Below are 15,737 nucleotides of genomic sequence, written 5' to 3'. Positions count from 1 at the left end.
GACTGTTTTGTTCCGGTTCGCACCCATACGACAATCGAAACTGAGGGCTCCTGACGGACCCCCGCCCGGGTGCGCCCACAGCTCGACCTCACGGCCTTGGTTTGCCGGGGATGCGAGCGCGGCACTCGGGGCACCCCTGGGCGTGCACCCCTAGAGGGTCGGAAACAGAGGCGGCCGATGACGACGATCGGTGTGGAAGAGGAGTACCTGCTGCTCGACCCGGTCACGGGACTGCCGGTGCCCCACGCGGACAAGGTGCGCGTCGCCGCGGGGCTGGGGTCGCTCACGGCCGACCGGGAAGTGCAGAGCGAGCTGCTCCAGGCGCAGGTCGAGGTGGCCACGCCGGTCTGCGGCGACCTGGAGGAGGTCGGCGGGCATCTGCTGCGGCTGCGGCACGCGCTCGGGGCCGCCGCCGAGGCGCACGGCTGCCGGATCGCGGCCTGCGGGACGCCGCCGCTGCGCCACGGCAGGCCGGTGGCCGTCACCGACCACGCCCGCTACCGCGCCATGGCCGTCCAGGCGCCCCAACTGGTGGCGGAGCAACTGGTCAACGGCATGCATGTGCATGTGGCCGTGCCCAGCCGGGAGGCGGGCGTGCAGGTGCTGAACCGGATGCGGGTGTGGCTGCCGACGCTGACGGCGATGTCGGCGAACTCCCCGCTGTGGGACGGCCACGACACCGGGTTCGCCAGCTGGCGAACGGTGATCTTCAGCCGGTGGCCGGTGAGCGGCGTCCCCCCGTTCTTCCGCGACGCGGCCGACTACGACCGGCGGGTGGGGCGCCTCCAGGAGAACGGTCTGATCTCGGACACGGGCCAGTTGTACTGGCAGGCCCGTCTGTCGGACCGGTATCCCACGGTGGAGGTGCGGTGCCTGGACGTTCAGCTGCGCGCGGACGATGCGGTCATGTTCGCCGGCATCGTCCGCGCGCTGGCGGAGACCGCGCTCGCCGAGGCCGCCGCCGGGGCGCCCGCCCCCGACTGCGCCCCCGAGCTGCTCCAGGCCGCCATGTGGCACGCGGCCCGCCACGGCCTGAGCGACGCCTTGATCGATCCCGGGGGCGGCCGGGCCCGGGCCGGTGACGTGCTGTACGAGCTGATGCGGCACATCGGCCCCTCCTTGGAGGAGGCAGGCGACACGCGCGAGGTGACGGCCCTGATCCACCGGCTCCTCCAGGACGGCACCGGAGCGGACCGCCAGCGCACGGCCCTCGCCGCCGGAGGCCTCCGGGCGGTCACCGACCTGATCTCCGTCGAGAGCACGACCCCGTGAGTCGAGAGCACGGCCCCGTGAGTCGAGAGCACGGCCTCGTGAGCGGAGGCCGCGAATCGGTGCGTCGGGTCGTGCACCGGCCGGCCGCTGCCCCCCGGCGTCGGCCGCGCCTGCGCTTCGACGGCTGGATCGCGGGCGTCGGCACGTCCTCCGGGACGCGGATCGTGCTGGGGCACTGGCAGCGGTCGCCGTTCGGCCCCTTCAGCGACGTGATGCTCGAACGGCCCGACGGACGACGCCTGCTGCTGGCGCCCACCCGGCGGACGGCCGACTTCATCGGTACGGCGTACACGTTCGACGCCGTCGAGGTCACCCCCGTCGACGTACGCGTCGTCGGCGACACATGGACGGTGTCCGCCGGGCCGCTGGAGCTGCGTCTCGTCACCGGGCGGCGGGGGCTCCTGGGGTGCCTGCTGCGGGCGGTGCCCGGCGGCCTCGCCGGCCGTCCGGCGTGGAGCGCGCTCACGGACACGGTCGCCCGCGTCCTGCTGCCCGGGGTGCGCACGCGCGGCCGGGGCGCGTCGGGCCGTCGTGCCTGGTACGGCGCGCGGGACCTACGCCCCGTCCGCGGTGTGTCGGCGTCCTTCGAGGGCCGCGACATGGGCCCGGCGGCCCCCGTGGACCCGCCCGTCCGCTTCGGATTCGGATCGGCGCCGCGCACGCCGGCGGTCACCCGCATCACGACGACGGTGGAGGCTTGAGGGCGCCGGGTGAGCTCACCCGGATGAGTGGATCACCCGGCCGTTCGGCGCAGGAACCGCGGTCTGCGGGAGACGGCCGCACCGCGCCGAGGCTAGTTTCCGCTGGGCTGGTCACGCGCGGCCCACCGCTCCCACGCGCCGCCCACCACGGCGTACCCACCGAGGGGAACCATGGCGACCTATACCGAGCCCGTCGCTCCGGTGCCGGCGGCGGAACGCCGCGGCCGGGGACAGGTGATCGTCTCCTGGCTGAGCACCACCGACCACAAGAAGATCGGCCACCTCTACCTGATCACCTCGTTCGGCTTCTTCCTCGTCGGCGGGCTGCTGGCGATGGCGATCCGGGCGGAACTCGCCCGGCCGGGCATCCAGATCCTGTCCCAGGAGCAGTACAACCAGGCGTTCACGATGCACGGCACGGTCATGCTGCTGCTGTTCGCGACCCCGACCTTCGCGGGGTTCGCCAACGCGATCATGCCGCTGCAGATCGGCTCCCCGGACGTGGCGTTCCCCCGGCTGAACATGTTGTCGTACTGGCTGTTCCTCTTCGGCGGCCTGACCGTCGTCAGCAGCATCATGGTTCCCGACGGCGCCGCCGACTTCGGCTGGACCGCGTACACGCCGCTCAGCGGCGGCGAGCGCACCACCCAGCTGGGCGCCGACCTGTGGATCATGGGTCTTGCGTTGGCAGGGTTCGGCACGATCCTCGGCGCGGTCAACTTCGTCACCACCATCATCTGCATGCGCGGCCCCGGCATGACCATGTTCCGGATGCCGATCTTCACCTGGAACGTGCTGCTCACCTCGGTGCTGGTACTGCTCGCCTTCCCGGTCCTGGCGGCCGCCCTGTTGGTCCTGGAGGCGGACCGCAAGTTCGGGGCGCAGGTCTTCGCCCCGGAGAACGGCGGGGCGGTGCTGTGGCAGCACCTGTTCTGGTTCTTCGGCCACCCCGAGGTCTACATCCTCGCCCTGCCGTTCTTCGGCGTGGTCACCGAGATCCTCCCGGTGTTCTCCCGCAAGCCGATCTTCGGCTACATGGGGCTGGTCGGCGCGACCATCGCCATCACCGGTCTCTCCGTGACCGTGTGGGCGCACCATATGTTCGCCACCCAGGCGGTGTTGCTGCCCTTCTTCTCCTTCATGAGCTTCCTGATCGCCGTGCCGACGGGGGTGAAGTTCTTCAACTGGATCGGCACGATGTGGAAGGGCTCGATCTCCTTCGAACCGCCGATGCTGTGGGCGTGCGGCTTCCTCGTGACGTTCCTCTTCGGTGGCCTGACGGGTGTTCTGCTCGCCTCGCCGCCCATGGACTTCCACGTCACCGACAGCTACTTCGTCGTCGCGCACTTCCACTACGTGCTGTTCGGCACGATCGTCTTCGCGATGTTCGGCGGGTTCAGCTTCTGGTGGCCGAAGATGACCGGCACGATGCTCGACCACCGGATGGAGAAGGTCCACTTCTGGACGCTGTTCGTGGGCTTCCATACCACCTTCCTCGTCCAGCACTGGCTGGGCGCGGAGGGCATGCCCCGCCGCTACGCCGACTACCTCGCCGCCGACGGCTTCACCGCGCTCAACACCGTCTCCTCCATCGGCTCGTTCCTGCTGGGTCTGTCCACGCTGCCGTTCCTCTACAACGTGTGGTGGACCGCGCAGCGGGGCCGGCGGGTCGAGGTCGACGACCCGTGGGGGTACGGCCGCTCCCTGGAGTGGGCGACCTCGTGTCCGCCGCCCCGCCACAACTTCGTCACCCTGCCGCGCATCCGCTCCGAGTCCCCCGCGTTCGACCTGCACCACCCCGACCTGGCGGAGGCGGAGTACCTGGAGCACGGCGGCCGACGCGACGCGCTGGACGCGGAGAGCCACCGGGGCGAACCGAAGTGAGGCGCGGTGGGCGGCGGACCTCGGGCGAGGTCGCCGGCGGTGCGCTGGCCAACACGGTCGAGGGGTACCTCCTCGCGCGCGCCCACCACGACGAGGCACGCCGCGAGGCGGAGGAACTGTGCGACCGTCTGCCCTGGCTGACGACGGCCCAGGCCGAGGACGTCAGCCGGCACTACGTCCGTCAGCGCGTCGGCCTGACCCGCCGGATGCTGCGGACGACGGTCGACCGGGCCGCCGAACTGCGCCAGGAGTACGAGGCCCGCTACGCCGCCCTGCGGCGCGAACTGCTCCGGCGTCACATGGCGTTCGCGTCCGCGACGCTCGCCTGCGCGGCCGGGATCGGCGTGCTGGCCGGCCTGCTCAACCGCTGACGCAGTACGCGACCCGGGGCCGCGGTCAGCCGGTGCGCCCCTGGGTGCCCGACGTCTCCTTCCCGCTCCACTTGCCGTTCGCCTCGCGCAGGCCGTCGCGCCTGAGGCGCACCTCCACGTGGCCGTCGGTGATGCGGGTGTCGAAGGCGGGCTGGGGCGCGGTGGCGGGGCCGCGGACGTTCCAGCCGTCGGAGAGGCGGAAGACGCTGCCGTGCCAGGGGCACTGGACGCACCCGTCGGCGACCGTGCCCTCGGACAGCGGTCCTGCGAGGTGGCTGCACCGTTCGGCGAGGGCGTGGATCTCTCCGCCGGTCTCGCGGACGACCAGGATCGGCACGTCGTCGACGACGCGCCGTACGGGTTCGCCGGCAGGGAACTCGGCGACCGCGCCGACGCGGTGCCAGGTGTCCCGGATCACGTGCGGGACTTCTTCGGCGTGGTTGGCGCCGGAGGCCTGGCGGTAGGCGAGGTGCCCGCCGAGCATGCCTCCGACCCCGACCGCCGTCAGCCCCAGGAAGCCGTATGCGCGGCCGGCCGCCGTGCGGCCCTTGACGCGGCAGACGAGGGAGGTCGCGTACAGGCCCACGGCCGCCCAGTTGGCCATGGCGTGGACTAGTCCCACGCGGGACTGCTCTCGGTGGAGTTCAGCCCAGTCCACGGCTCCCGCCAGAGCCGCGGGAGCCGCCGCGGCGAGGCCGACGCCCACCAGGAGACCGGCCTCACGGGAGCGCCCCGGCCGCATGTCGAGCACCGCAGCGGACATCCAGCTGCCCACCGGTACCTGAACCAGCAGCGGGTGGACCGGATGCCCGAGCCACCTGCCGTGCAGCAGGTCCCGGCCGCGCCCGAGCGGCAGGGAGCGGATCCCCGACTGGAGGGTGTCGATCAGCCGGTCGGCCCTCGGTTCACGCTCCAGGCGGTCCAGGAGGGCCAGCACTCGGTTCTGCTTGGTCCGAAGGCGACGCTGCGTTGCGCTCATGCGCCGCCGGGTTCCCCGCCCGACCCCGGACAAACGGAGCGGACGGGGAGGAAGCGGGGGTGAACACCTGCGACGAGGCCGGTTCACGTGTCATGTCGTGGGTCATCGTGGAGGAACGGCGACGTTCGAACGGCTCCGCCACACGCCTCGGCACACCCACCCCGCCACCCCCGGCCCCCCTGCTGATGGTGCGCGAGTCACCCTCCGCCGTGACGTCATGCGGCCCCCCGGCGGCCCCGCGTGCGGTCAGAGGTCGGGTGCCGGGCGGACCGTCACGTCCTGGTGGACGGTGACCTGGTCGATGTCGGTGAGGCGGACCGTGAGAGCCATCGTCCAGGCGCCGGGCAGGGCCAGGCGGAGCCTGTCGGCGGCCCAGTAGCCGTCGCGGTCGACGAGTTCGGCGTCCAGCGGGCCGATCTGCTGCTCGCGGTGAGTGAGCGTGAGCCGGACCTCAGGGACCGACAGGATGCCGCCGTCCGCCCCGTACACCAGGGCCTCCACGGTGTTGTCGCCGACGCGCGCGGGGGCGAACGTGATCTGCACCTTGCCACTGCCGTTCGCGATCCCTGTGTCGAAGGGCACCATCACCATCCGCGCCGTCGGCGCGTGGGCCTCGGCGGCCATGGCGGCGTTGCGGACGGCGGCCCGGCTGGGCTCGGTGCCGGTGAGCAGCGTGGTGATCGCCAGGACCAGGACGCCCAGGACGGCTTCGAAGGCGACCGAGCGGCGCAGGGAGCGGCGGTGGCTCGCGGGCTCGGGGGCCGGGTCGGCGGGGGCCGCCGGCGTCTGCTCGGTGTCGGCTACGGCACCGGCGTCGGCTTCGACGGGGACGGCGGCTTCGGTTTCGGCCTCCACGGAGGCGGGGGTGGCGGCATCGGAGGGCACGTCGGCGGGCGGCGGGCCGGCCGGGACGGTTTCCGCCACTCGCCGGCGGGCCGTCTCCGGGACCGCCTCGAGGGCCGCTTCGGGGACGACCTCTGGTGCCGAATCGTGTGCTGTCCACGCCGGTTGCAGCTGGAGGAGCCGGGCGGTCAGCTGGCGGGAGAAGGAGGCCACCGTCAGCACCAGGACCACGGCGCTGGCCTTCAGGGTGAGGAGCCGGCCGTAGTCGGTGGTGCTCAGGGCGTCCAGCGAGCCGACCTGACGCCAGGACTGGTAGAGGCCGGTCACGACCAGGACGACGACCGAGGCGAACGCCAGCCGCGAGAAGCGGGCCACCGCCGGCGCCGGGACCTCGGAGCCGGCGGGCGCCCGGTACAGGGCGACCGCCAGCGCGGCCAGGCCGCCCAGCCACACCGCCATGGCCAGCAGATGCAGCACGGAGACCGGGATCGCCAGCGAGACCTGGATACCGGCGGACGCGTGCTCGGCGGCCGCCCAGGTCAGGGCGAGGGCGACGGCGGTCAGTGCGCCCGCGGTGCGGACGCCGGCGCCCGGCGCGTCGCCGAGCCGGGCGCCGTACTTCCTCAGCGCGACGCCGGCCGCGGCGAGCAGGACCAGCCGGCCGCCGAGCGCCAGCCCCGTCCTGCCGGTGATCGTCCCTTCGAGGAGCGACGGGTCGAAGACGGAGGCGAGGCTGCCGCCGGACTCGTACGGGCCGCGCAGCAGCAACAGCAGGGCGGTGGCGGCGGTCAGCGTCGCCCAGCCGGCCGTCAGCAGCCGGCGCAGCGGACGCAGGCCGGCGCCGGCCGGCCAGCACGCCGCCACGAACAGGGTGACGCCGATCAGCAGAGCCAGGCCGCCGTAGGCGACGTAGCGCACGGCGTCGTAGAGGCGGGAGGCGGCGATGCCGTCCGGGGAGTCGGCGGCCGGCACGTCGGTGGAGAAGGAGGGCCGGCCGAGCGAGAAGGTGAAGGCGCCGGAGATCGGGTGGCCGTCGGCGGAGACGACCCGCCAGCCCACGGTGTAGGTGCCCTCGGGCAGCTTGTCGGCCAGCCTCACCTCGGCGGTGTCGGCGGTGCCGGGCGCGTGCCGCACGGGCCCTTCGTCCACGCGCAGGCTCTCCGGGGACAGCACGCGCAGCGAGCCCGCGGAGAGGCCGACGGTCTCGGAGAAGGTGAGGGTGATCCGGTCGGGCGCGGTCTTGATCACCGAGGAGTCGGCCGGGACGGCGCGCACGAGCGTGGAGTGGGCGGCGGCCGGGCTCGCGCCGCCGGCCAGGACGGCGAGCACGGCGCCCGCCAGGAGCAGGAGGGCGGTCAGCCGGGAGCGGGACGACCGGCGCGTTGCCGGGGCGGCGAGGGCGGCCGTCATGACGCGCTCGGAGCGGTGGTCGGGGCCGTGGTGGGTGCGGTGGTGGGGGCCGTGGACGAGCCGATTCCGCCCATTCGGCGGATCGTTCCGCCGAGCTTGGTGCGGAACCGTTCCAGCATCTCGGGCTCCTTCGCGCTGACGATCCACCGGGTGCCGACGAGGTAGGTGCCGCCGTAGACGGCCGCGGAGTCCAGCCAGGCCTCGGTGAACCGGTCCTCGGGGAAGGTGGTGATGAGGTAGTCGACCTCGGGGGTGTGGCAGACGCCCTGGCGCAGTTCGTCCGCCTCGATGCGGATCTCGGGTGTGCAGCCGGTGAGGCCGGCGATCACCTCGACCTTCGCGGGCGCCACGACGTCGGCCGCGGGGGCGGCGGAGATCTTCGCGGGATCGCCGTCGCCGGCCGCGTTCCTGTCCGTGCCGCCGTCGGCGCCGCTGCACGCCGTGGCCAGGGGCAGCAGAGCCAGGCTCAGGGCGAGGGCTGCGCCGCGTATCGAGCGGGCGGGGTGGGGGATCCTGCCGGTGCGTCCTCGCTGCGGCTGTCGTGGCACGTGCCTCTCCGTATCAGGTGGGGTCCTGCCCGTGGGGGCGGGCAGGGGGCGGCTTTTGCAGGGGGTACGGATGAACGGGATGCGGCGTTCACCCCGGTATGTGACCCCGGTATGTCACCCAGGTGCCGTGCAGGGGGTACCGCGAGCGACGGGGCGGGCGAACGGGGGTGCACGGGCCCCGCAACGGGGGGTGCGGGGATGCGACGGCTCAGCGGCGGAAGGACTGCAGGGCGCTCAGCGCGGGCGCTCGGCCGCCGCCCGGGTCGCGGACGTCCCGCGCGGCACGGGGGTGCGCGGGACCGAGCGCGGCGGAGGACGCGTGGGCCTCGTCCGCGCTCACGTCGGCGGCGAGCGCGGACGTCCCGTCGGGGTGTCCGGAGCGAGTGGGCAGGACGAGGGCGTCGGACTGGGCCTCGTGGTGCGGGGCGCCGAGGGCGCCGCCGTGCAGCGCCGCGGCCACGGGCACTTGGCCGGCGTCGGACCTCTCGGGCCCGGAGGCGCCGTCGTGCGGCGTGCTCTCCCCGTCGCCGGGAACGACGGTCGCCGCCACCGGGTTCAGCGGGGCGGCGAAGAAGTGGTGCGGTGTGCCGAGGTGCAGCAGGACGGCCGCGGCGAGCAGCACCACGGCTGCGGCCATGCGACGTACCACCACCGACGCCCCGACTCCTCGACCTGCTCGTGAGCGCTGACCGCTCTCGGCCGCCGGCTGGTGCCGACGGCCTGAACGTTACCGGTCCGGGCCCTGCGGGCAGCGCGAACGCCTGGGGAGCGGGAGTGACATGGACAACACCGGCAACGCCACGGGGTCAGACCACGGGTTCGCGGGCGACGTAGCAGTCACCGGCGTCGTCGGCGACGGCGCTCGCCCCGCCCCCCGCCGTCCCGCCGCCGCTCGTCCCGTCGCCTGCCGATCCTCCCCCGGCCGGCGGCGTCGCGGCGTCTGCCGGGGGCAAAGGGGGGAACTGGGGGGTACGCGCCGCCTCCGCCAGGACCCGTACCTTCAGGCACTCCGGCGGGGGGCGGGAGGCCGCGAGGGCGAGCCAGGCCGCGGCCTCCTGGTGACGGACCGTCTCACGGGCGCACTCGGGGCACTCGGCGCAGTGGCGGCGGAAGGCCTCCCGTTCCTCCTGGTCCAGCGCGTCCATGGCATAGGCGCCGGTGAGGTCGAGCGCGTCGTCCTTCGTCATCGTGGGGCTCCCAGGCAGTGCCTCATACGGGTCAGTGCCCTGCGCAGACGGCTCTTGACGGTGCCCAGCGGCAGGGACAGGACTGAGGCGACCTCCGCATGGGTCAGGCCCCGGTAGTAGACGAGCAGCACCGGCTGAAGGAGTTCGGCGGTGAGCTGCCGCAGGCAGCTGCGGATCTCCTCGCGTTCGCCGAGCGCCTCCACGGCTTCCGCGACGTCGTCGAAGGCGGGCACCGACTCCCGCTGGGAGACGGTGCGTTCGCGTTCGGCGGCACGGCGCGCGGTGCGGACGCAGTCGACGGCGCGGTGGTGGGCGATGGTCATCATCCAGGTCATGGCGTGCCCGCTCTCCGGCCGGTAGCGGGGGGCTGTCTGCCACACCTCGAGCATGACCTCCTGGGCGACCTCCTCGGCGCGGGCCGGGTCCCGCAGGACCTGGCAGGCGATTCCGTAGATCGGGCCGGCGACCGCGTCGTACAGACGGGTGAAGGCGTCCTGGCTGCCCTCGGCCACGGACAGCAGCAGCCGGTCGGTCTCGGAGGCGCCGATGTGCTGGGCCCAGGAGGCTTGTCGCTTCGCCACACCCTCTCCCGCCTGCGCGCCTGCCCCGGCCTCGCCGCCGGGTTCATGTGTCCCTCTTCACAGTCTCCGAGGCACGGTCGTCGACCGCATCTCGCAGGGGCGTGGAGTCCGCCGTCCGGGAACCGGTCCAGGCGTCGTCGTCCTGGAGGGGGCGGCCGGTCCACAGGTCGGGGGAGGCGACGGGGGGCGCGGTGCGGGCGGCGAGGGAGCCGGCGGCGTCGGACTCGACGGGGCCGAGGACCTCGTCGCCGTACAGGGCCTGCACCCAGTTGGCCTGGTAGACGGTTTCGAGGTAGCGCTCCCCGAGGTCGGGGGCGATGGCGACGGCGGTGAGGCCGGGTGTGCCGTGCCGGGCCAGCCAGCGCATCGCGCCGCTGACCACGGTGCCGGTGGAGCCGCCGAAGAGGAAGCCGCGCCGGGCCAGTCGGCGGCAGGCGCGGATGGTGTCCGCCTCCTCGACGTGGACGGCCTCGTCGACGTACCCCTCGTCGAGGAGCGGGGGGCGGACGCTCATGCCGAGACCGGGGAGCATCCGGCGGCCGGCCTCGCCGCCGAAGGTCACCGAGCCGACGCTGTCCACGGCGACGATGCGGACGGGGCGGTGCCATTGGCGGAACCAGCGGGCGCAGCCCATCAGGGTGCCGGTGGTGCCGGCGCCGATGAACAGCACGTCCAGCCGGGGGAACGAGCGGGCGATGGCGGGGGCGGTCTGGTGGTAGTGGGCCTGCCAGTTGCCCGGGTTGGTGTACTGACTGAGCCACAGGTAGCGGTCGTCCGAGGCGCAGAGCGTGCGGACGTAGTCGATGCGCGCGCGCAGGAAGCCGCCGTGGGCGCTCGGCTCGGTGATGACGTGGACGTGCGCGCCGAGGGCTTCCATCAGGAGCCGTGTGGACAGGTTGCAGCGGGAGTCGGTGACGCACAGGAACGGGTAGCCCTTGCTCGCGGCGATCATGCTGAGGGCGACGCCCATGTTCCCGGAGGAGGACTCGAGCAGGACGGACCGCGATGTCAGGGCTCCCTGGCGTTCGGCGGACTCCACCATCTCCGTGGCGGGTTTCAGCTTGATCGACCCGGCGAAGTTGAAGCCCTCGCACTTCAGGAAGAGTTCGCCTCCCAGCACCGATCGGAGATCGACGTAGAGGTCCTCCTCGTTGAAGGTGTAGGGGTCCGATATGACTGACACGATGGCCTCCGCGGGTTGAAGGTCGGCCGGGGGCCGGATGGTGTTCATCCGTACCTGTTCAGTTCGTGGAAGAAGTCGTCGACTATGTGCAGCTCCCGGGAGGCGGCCACCTCGTCGTGGACGTACTTGCCGACCGCGAGGTCGAGCACTCCGAGGCCGAAGGGCGAGAACACCGTCGTCCGGTCCGTCGGGGGCGTGAGGCGTCCGGCCAGCACGTCCGCCAGGGTCCCGGTGACGAAGTCGCGTCGGCCGGTCAGCTGTTCGGCGAGGTGGACGGAGGTCTGCGCGGTCAGGCAGTGGTCGACGTCGTCGACGAGGTTGGCGGAGGCGAGGACGACCTCGGGGGCGAGGTCGCGCAGGGACAGGTGCAGTACGAGCGGGTGGTGGGCGAACCACGAGGGCGCGTGGATGTGCGGCCGGGCGGCGACGGTGGCGAAGACCACCAGGTCGCTCGCGCGGATCAGCGCCTCGGGGCTGTCGTGCACGACGATGTCGCCCGGGGCGCCGGACCTCTCCAGGTAGCCGCGGAACCCGTTCGCGCTGTCGGCGGACAGGTCGTGGACGCCGATGGCGTCGAAGGACCAGCCGGTGCCGGTGAGGAAGGTGTGGACGTAGCGGGCGATGAGGCCGCAGCCGATGAACCCGACGTGGGCCGGGCGGGGCCGGCCGGCGCTGAGCCGGTCCGCGGCCAGCGCCGCGGACGCCGCCGTGCGGGTGGCGCTCACGATGGAGGCCTCCATGCAGGCGAAGGGGTAGCCGGTGTCGTGGTCGTTGAGGATGAGCACCGCCGACGCCCTCGGCACTCCGGCCGTCACGTTCTGCGGGAAGCTGGAGATCCATTTGATTCCGTCCACCGGTGTCCGGCCGCCGATCGAGGCGGGCAGCGCGATGATCCGCGAGGTGGGGCGGTCGGGGAAGCGCAGGAAGTTCGACGGCGGGTTCACCGTGTCGCCGGCGTCGTGGAGCCGGTAGACGGCCTCGACGAGCTCCACGATCTGCTTCTCCCGCCCGCGCAGGGCGTCGCGGACCTGTGCGCCGGGGACGACCGCGAAGGGCGGCACGGCGGCCGGGGTCGCGTCGTCGCGGGGGGCCGTCGTCATACGGGGGTCACCTCCACGGTGGGCGAGCAGTCGGCCAGCCGGACGGGGTCCGCCATCGCGACGAGCACCTCGCGCGGCCCCTCGTAGGGCTCCCGGCTGTGGGCGGTGCGGACGTTGTCGACGAGCAGGACGTCGCCGGACTGCCACGGCTCGCGCACGGTGTGCGCCTCGTACACCTCGTTGAGCAGGCGGACGGTGTCCTCCTCCAGGGGGGTGCCGTCCCCGTAGCGGGTGTTGAACGGAAGCCCGTCAGCGCCGTAGACGTCCACCAGGTACTCACGGATCTCGGGGGCGAGGGTCCACTCGTTGAGGAAGGCGATCTGGTTGAACCAGCAGCGCCGGCCGGTGACCGGGTGGCGTACGACGGCGCTGCGGCGCTGCCGGGTGCGCAGTCCGCCGTCGGGCTGCCACTCGAAGGCGATGGCCGAGGCGCGGCAGTAGGCCTCGATCGCGGCACGGTCCTCGGTGCCGAAGGAGTCGGCGAGGGAGGCGCCGATGTCCTCGTTGTAGGTGCGGGTGAGGAGCCAGCCCTGCCGCAGGAAGCGTTCGACGAGGTCGGTGGGCAGCGCGCCGAGGACGGTCGGCGCGTCGGCGAGGGCGGTGGCTCCGCCGGCGGCGGGAGCCTCGATGCAGGCGAACAGCATCAGCCCGGGGAACTCCAGGGTGTAGCTGAGTTCATGGTGCATGCACATGGGCTGGCTGGGCGGCCACTTGGCGGAGGAGTAGACGCCGCCGGGGTAGGTCCGCCGGGCCGCGAAGGCCTCCTTCTCGGTCATGGGCGGGCCGCCGGCCAGCTCGCGCAGGACGGCCCCGGCCGTGTCCGGGTCGCCGACCGCGAGGCCGCGGACGAGGACCGCGCCGTGCTCGGTGACGACGGCGCGCAGCGCGCCCCGGTGCTCGGCGGCCCAGCTCGCCGCGTCGCCGGTGAGGTCGGCGCGCAGGACGGGAGGTCTGCCGGGCCGCAGGTCGACGCCGGGCGGCGACAGGGGGATCGAGGACGGCATCTCGGTCTCCTTCCGGAGGCGGTGGGGCTCGGACGGTGGCGTCCGGGCCGTGTGGTCCGCGCCGTGCGGTCTATGTCGTGGTCGTACGGTCCGGGCGGCGCGGATCGGGGGAAGCGGGTGCCGGCGTGGTCTGCCGTTCGTCGACCGTGCGGGCCAGGTCGGCGAGGACCGGGTGGCGGGTGAGGTCGGTGAGGTCCACCGCGCGGTCGAGTGCGATCGCGAGCCGGACGGCGGCGAGGGAGGTGCCGCCCTGGTCGAAGAAGTGGTCGTGGCGGCGGACGCGGTGCTCGGGCATGTCCAGCACCTGGGCCCATGCGGCGGCCAGGCGCCGCTCGGTCGGGGTGCGGGGGGCGTCCCGGTCCGGGCCGTCGGCGCCGGACGCGGTGGTGGGCGCCCCGGTGGCGGGTTCGTCGGCGCCGAGCCGGGCGGCGAGCGCCGTGAGCGCCTTGCGGTCGGTCTTGCCGTTGGCGGTCAGGGGCAGTTCGTGCCGCCAGTGGAACTCGGAGGGGACCATGTAGGCGGGCAGCGACTCGCCGAGCCGGGCGCGCAGGGCGGCGTCGTCCAGCGGGTCCGGGCCGGCGTAGAAGGCCGCCAGGCGTCCGCCTCTTCCGGTGCCGTCGGCGGCCACCACCGCTCCGTCGCGCACCCCGGGTACCCGCAGGAGGGCGTTCTCGACCTCGCCGATCTCGATGCGGAAGCCGCGGATCTTGACCTGGTTGTCCCGGCGGCCGAGGAAGTCGAGCTTCCCGTCGGGCAGCCAGCGGCCGTGGTCGCCGCTGCGGTAGAGCCGTTCGCCGGGGCGGTGCGGGTCGGCGGTGAAGGCGAGCCGGGTGCGCTCGGGGTCGTTGACGTAGCCGCGTCCGACGCACACCCCGGAGAAGACGATCTCGCCGGGCGCGCCCAGCGGCACCGGCGCCAGGTGCTCGTCGACGACGTACACGCGAACGTTGTTGACGGGGCGGCCGAGCGGGACGCGGTCGCCGTCGGGCGGCCGGTCCATCACCTCGTGGTTGGTGTCGTCGGAGGTCTCGGTGAGCCCGTAGGCGTTGACCAGCGGGATCCGGGGCTGAGCCGCGAACCAGCGCTGGGCCTGCTCTTTCTTCAGGGCCTCGCCGGTGACCGACACGCGGCGCAGGGCGGGCAGGGTCCGCGGGTGGCGTTCCAGGTAGGCGAGGACGGCGTCGAGGTACGAGGGGACGACCTGGAGCACGCCGACGCGGCCGCGCTCGACGGTGTCGACGAACCGGGGGACGTCGAGGATCGCCTCCTGTTCCACCAGCAGGGTGCTTCCGCCGGCCAGGAGCCCGGCCAGCAGCTGCCACAGGGAGATGTCGAAGCACTGGGGCGCGGTCTGGGCGACCACGTCGTTCTCGCCGATGCCGAGGTCGTCGATCTTGGCGTGGAGGTGGTTGAGCAGGCCGGCGTGCTCGCACATGGCGCCCTTCGGTTCGCCGGTGGAGCCGGAGGTGAAGAAGAGGTAGGCGAGTTGTCCGGCGGCGACGGGCACGCCGAGGTCGCCGGCGGGGTGGTCCTCCGCGTACGCCTCGCTGACGGGCAGCGCCCGGACGGCGGGCAGGACGTCCAGGGCCCGGTCGAGGCCGGCGGCGGCACCCTCCTCGGTGAGCACCAGGCGGCAGTCGGCGCGGGAGAGCATGGTGGCGATGCGGTCGGCCGGGAAGTGCGGTTCGACGGGCAGGTAAGCGCCGCCCGCCTTGAAGACGGCGAGGACGCACGCGGCCCAGTCGAGGGTGCGTTCGGTCACCACCGCGACCACGTCCTCGGGGCGGAGGCCGCGCGCGAGCAGGGCGCGGCCCAGCCGGTTGGCCCGCTCGTCGAGTTCGCGGTAGGTCCAGCGACGGTCGCCGCGGGCGACGGCGACCGCGTCGGGGTGGGCGCGGACGCGTTCCTCGAACAGTTCGTGGACGCGGCGGTCGGGCAGCTCGCGGCGGGGACCGGCGAGGCCGTCGAGCTGGAAGCGGAGCTCCTCGGGCGAGAGCAGGCTCTGCCGGTCGTGCGAGGCGTCCGGGTCGGCGGCGATCAGCCGGAGCGCGGTGAGGTGGTAGCCCGTGATGCGGGCGGCGCTCCCGGCGTCGAGCGCGTCGGTCCGGTAGCGCAGGCGCAGCAGGGGGCGGCCGTGGTGTCGTGGGAGTTCCAGGCGCAGCACGGCGTCCTCGGGCAGTTCGCCCGCCGCGCCGGTCGGGTCGAACACGGCCTCGGTCGAGGGTCCGGTGCGGCCGAGTTCCCTTCGGAGCGCGTCCACGGGGAAGTCCTGGTGGATCACCAGGGCGACGGTGGCGCGGTGGGCGTGTTCCACGAGCGCGCGCCAGGGGCCGGGGTCGACGGTCAGCCGGCAGGGCAGCGGCCGGCCGCCCTCGGCGACGACGTGAGCGGTGGTGACCTCCCGCTCGCCGGAGAGGGCGGCGAGCACCTTGGCGTGGGCGGCCAGCAGCACCGAGCCGAGGAGGGGGTCGCCGGGCAGGCCGGTCGTCCGGAGCGCGGTGAGCAGGTCGTCGGGGATCGGGGTCTCGTGCACGGCGGTCCCGCGGGCGGCCGGGCGGCCGGCGCCGGGGGTCCGCCACCGGGGGACGATGGTGGCCCCGCCCGAGGCCAGGACGTTCTGCCAGTGCTCCCGGCCGGCCTGGGTGATGAGCGTGGGTGTCGTTGTAGCCATGCG

General features: G+C 73.6%; 14 protein-coding genes. 4 read left to right on the top strand and 10 right to left on the bottom strand.

The genetic code is table 11. The annotated features are described in order from the left end of the window. The first annotated feature begins 177 nt into the window (after positions 1-177). The 4 genes from ACIOC0_RS01235 (at position 178) to ACIOC0_RS01220 (ending at position 4,228) form a co-directional block, all read left to right on the top strand. A complete protein-coding gene (locus tag ACIOC0_RS01235; protein WP_402150810.1) occupies positions 178-1,272 on the top strand; it encodes a glutamate--cysteine ligase in 1,095 nt (364 codons plus the stop codon). A 59-nt stretch (positions 1,273-1,331) separates the two neighbouring features. Further along, positions 1,332-1,973 carry a hypothetical protein gene (locus tag ACIOC0_RS01230; RefSeq protein WP_402150807.1) on the top strand — a complete coding sequence of 214 codons (642 nt, stop codon included), beginning with the start codon at positions 1,332-1,334 and terminating at the stop codon, positions 1,971-1,973. A gap of 171 nt (positions 1,974-2,144) precedes the next feature. Then, positions 2,145-3,857 (top strand): cytochrome c oxidase subunit I, encoded by a 1,713-nt coding sequence (gene ctaD / locus ACIOC0_RS01225; protein ID WP_402150804.1) that lies wholly within the window; start codon positions 2,145-2,147, stop codon positions 3,855-3,857. After that, positions 3,854-4,228 (top strand): hypothetical protein, encoded by a 375-nt coding sequence (locus ACIOC0_RS01220; RefSeq protein ID WP_402150802.1) that lies wholly within the window; start codon positions 3,854-3,856, stop codon positions 4,226-4,228. The genes ctaD and ACIOC0_RS01220 overlap by 4 nt, the downstream gene beginning before the upstream one ends. 25 nt (positions 4,229-4,253) lie before the next feature. Here ACIOC0_RS01220 and ACIOC0_RS01215 read toward each other — a convergent pair whose 3' ends face one another. The 10 genes from ACIOC0_RS01215 to ACIOC0_RS01170 form a co-directional block, all read right to left on the bottom strand. After that, positions 4,254-5,207, bottom strand: coding sequence for a Rieske 2Fe-2S domain-containing protein (locus ACIOC0_RS01215; RefSeq protein ID WP_402150800.1), 954 nt, complete (start codon positions 5,205-5,207; stop codon positions 4,254-4,256). Between the two features lie 246 nt (positions 5,208-5,453). Beyond that, positions 5,454-7,460: a copper resistance CopC/CopD family protein gene (locus tag ACIOC0_RS01210; RefSeq protein ID WP_402150797.1), complete on the bottom strand. Its 2,007-nt coding sequence runs from the start codon at positions 7,458-7,460 to the stop codon at positions 5,454-5,456. Further along, entirely contained in the window at positions 7,457-8,008 is a 552-nt protein-coding gene (locus tag ACIOC0_RS01205) for a hypothetical protein (RefSeq protein ID WP_402150794.1), read from the bottom strand. The genes ACIOC0_RS01210 and ACIOC0_RS01205 overlap by 4 nt, the downstream gene beginning before the upstream one ends. A gap of 208 nt (positions 8,009-8,216) precedes the next feature. Continuing rightward, on the bottom strand, positions 8,217-8,660 hold the full coding sequence (locus ACIOC0_RS01200) for a hypothetical protein (protein WP_402150791.1): 444 nt from the start codon (positions 8,658-8,660) through the stop codon (positions 8,217-8,219). 154 nt (positions 8,661-8,814) lie between these two features. Further along, positions 8,815-9,195 (bottom strand): zf-HC2 domain-containing protein, encoded by a 381-nt coding sequence (locus tag ACIOC0_RS01195; protein WP_402150788.1) that lies wholly within the window; start codon positions 9,193-9,195, stop codon positions 8,815-8,817. Next, entirely contained in the window at positions 9,192-9,776 is a 585-nt protein-coding gene (locus ACIOC0_RS01190) for a sigma-70 family RNA polymerase sigma factor (protein WP_402150785.1), read from the bottom strand. The genes ACIOC0_RS01195 and ACIOC0_RS01190 overlap by 4 nt, the downstream gene beginning before the upstream one ends. Before the next feature lie 43 nt (positions 9,777-9,819). After that, positions 9,820-10,959: a 2,3-diaminopropionate biosynthesis protein SbnA gene (sbnA, locus tag ACIOC0_RS01185; RefSeq protein ID WP_402150782.1), complete on the bottom strand. Its 1,140-nt coding sequence runs from the start codon at positions 10,957-10,959 to the stop codon at positions 9,820-9,822. A gap of 44 nt (positions 10,960-11,003) precedes the next feature. Beyond that, positions 11,004-12,059, bottom strand: coding sequence for a 2,3-diaminopropionate biosynthesis protein SbnB (gene sbnB / locus ACIOC0_RS01180; protein ID WP_130440052.1), 1,056 nt, complete (start codon positions 12,057-12,059; stop codon positions 11,004-11,006). Beyond that, positions 12,056-13,063: a TauD/TfdA family dioxygenase gene (locus ACIOC0_RS01175; RefSeq protein WP_402150779.1), complete on the bottom strand. Its 1,008-nt coding sequence runs from the start codon at positions 13,061-13,063 to the stop codon at positions 12,056-12,058. Before ACIOC0_RS01175 ends, sbnB begins: the two co-directional genes overlap by 4 nt. A 70-nt stretch (positions 13,064-13,133) precedes the next feature. Continuing rightward, positions 13,134-15,734 (bottom strand): amino acid adenylation domain-containing protein, encoded by a 2,601-nt coding sequence (locus tag ACIOC0_RS01170; RefSeq protein ID WP_402150776.1) that lies wholly within the window; start codon positions 15,732-15,734, stop codon positions 13,134-13,136. Positions 15,735-15,737 lie beyond the last annotated feature (3 nt).

This window comes from Streptomyces sp. NPDC088254 (genome assembly GCF_044740925.1).
GTDB lineage: Bacteria > Actinomycetota > Actinomycetes > Streptomycetales > Streptomycetaceae > Streptomyces.
This window is presented reverse-complemented; position numbering and strand designations above follow the sequence as displayed.

Coding starts and splice junctions, on each gene's coding strand:
- ACIOC0_RS01235 (WP_402150810.1), top strand. CDS start 178: ATGACGACGATCGGTGTGGAAGAGGAGTACCTGCTGCTCGACCCGGTC.
- ctaD (WP_402150804.1), top strand. CDS start 2,145: ATGGCGACCTATACCGAGCCCGTCGCTCCGGTGCCGGCGGCGGAACGC.
- ACIOC0_RS01215 (WP_402150800.1), bottom strand. CDS start 5,207: ATGAGCGCAACGCAGCGTCGCCTTCGGACCAAGCAGAACCGAGTGCTG.
- ACIOC0_RS01210 (WP_402150797.1), bottom strand. CDS start 7,460: ATGACGGCCGCCCTCGCCGCCCCGGCAACGCGCCGGTCGTCCCGCTCC.
- ACIOC0_RS01195 (WP_402150788.1), bottom strand. CDS start 9,195: ATGACGAAGGACGACGCGCTCGACCTCACCGGCGCCTATGCCATGGAC.
- sbnB (WP_130440052.1), bottom strand. CDS start 12,059: ATGACGACGGCCCCCCGCGACGACGCGACCCCGGCCGCCGTGCCGCCC.
- ACIOC0_RS01175 (WP_402150779.1), bottom strand. CDS start 13,063: ATGCCGTCCTCGATCCCCCTGTCGCCGCCCGGCGTCGACCTGCGGCCC.
- ACIOC0_RS01170 (WP_402150776.1), bottom strand. CDS start 15,734: ATGGCTACAACGACACCCACGCTCATCACCCAGGCCGGCCGGGAGCAC.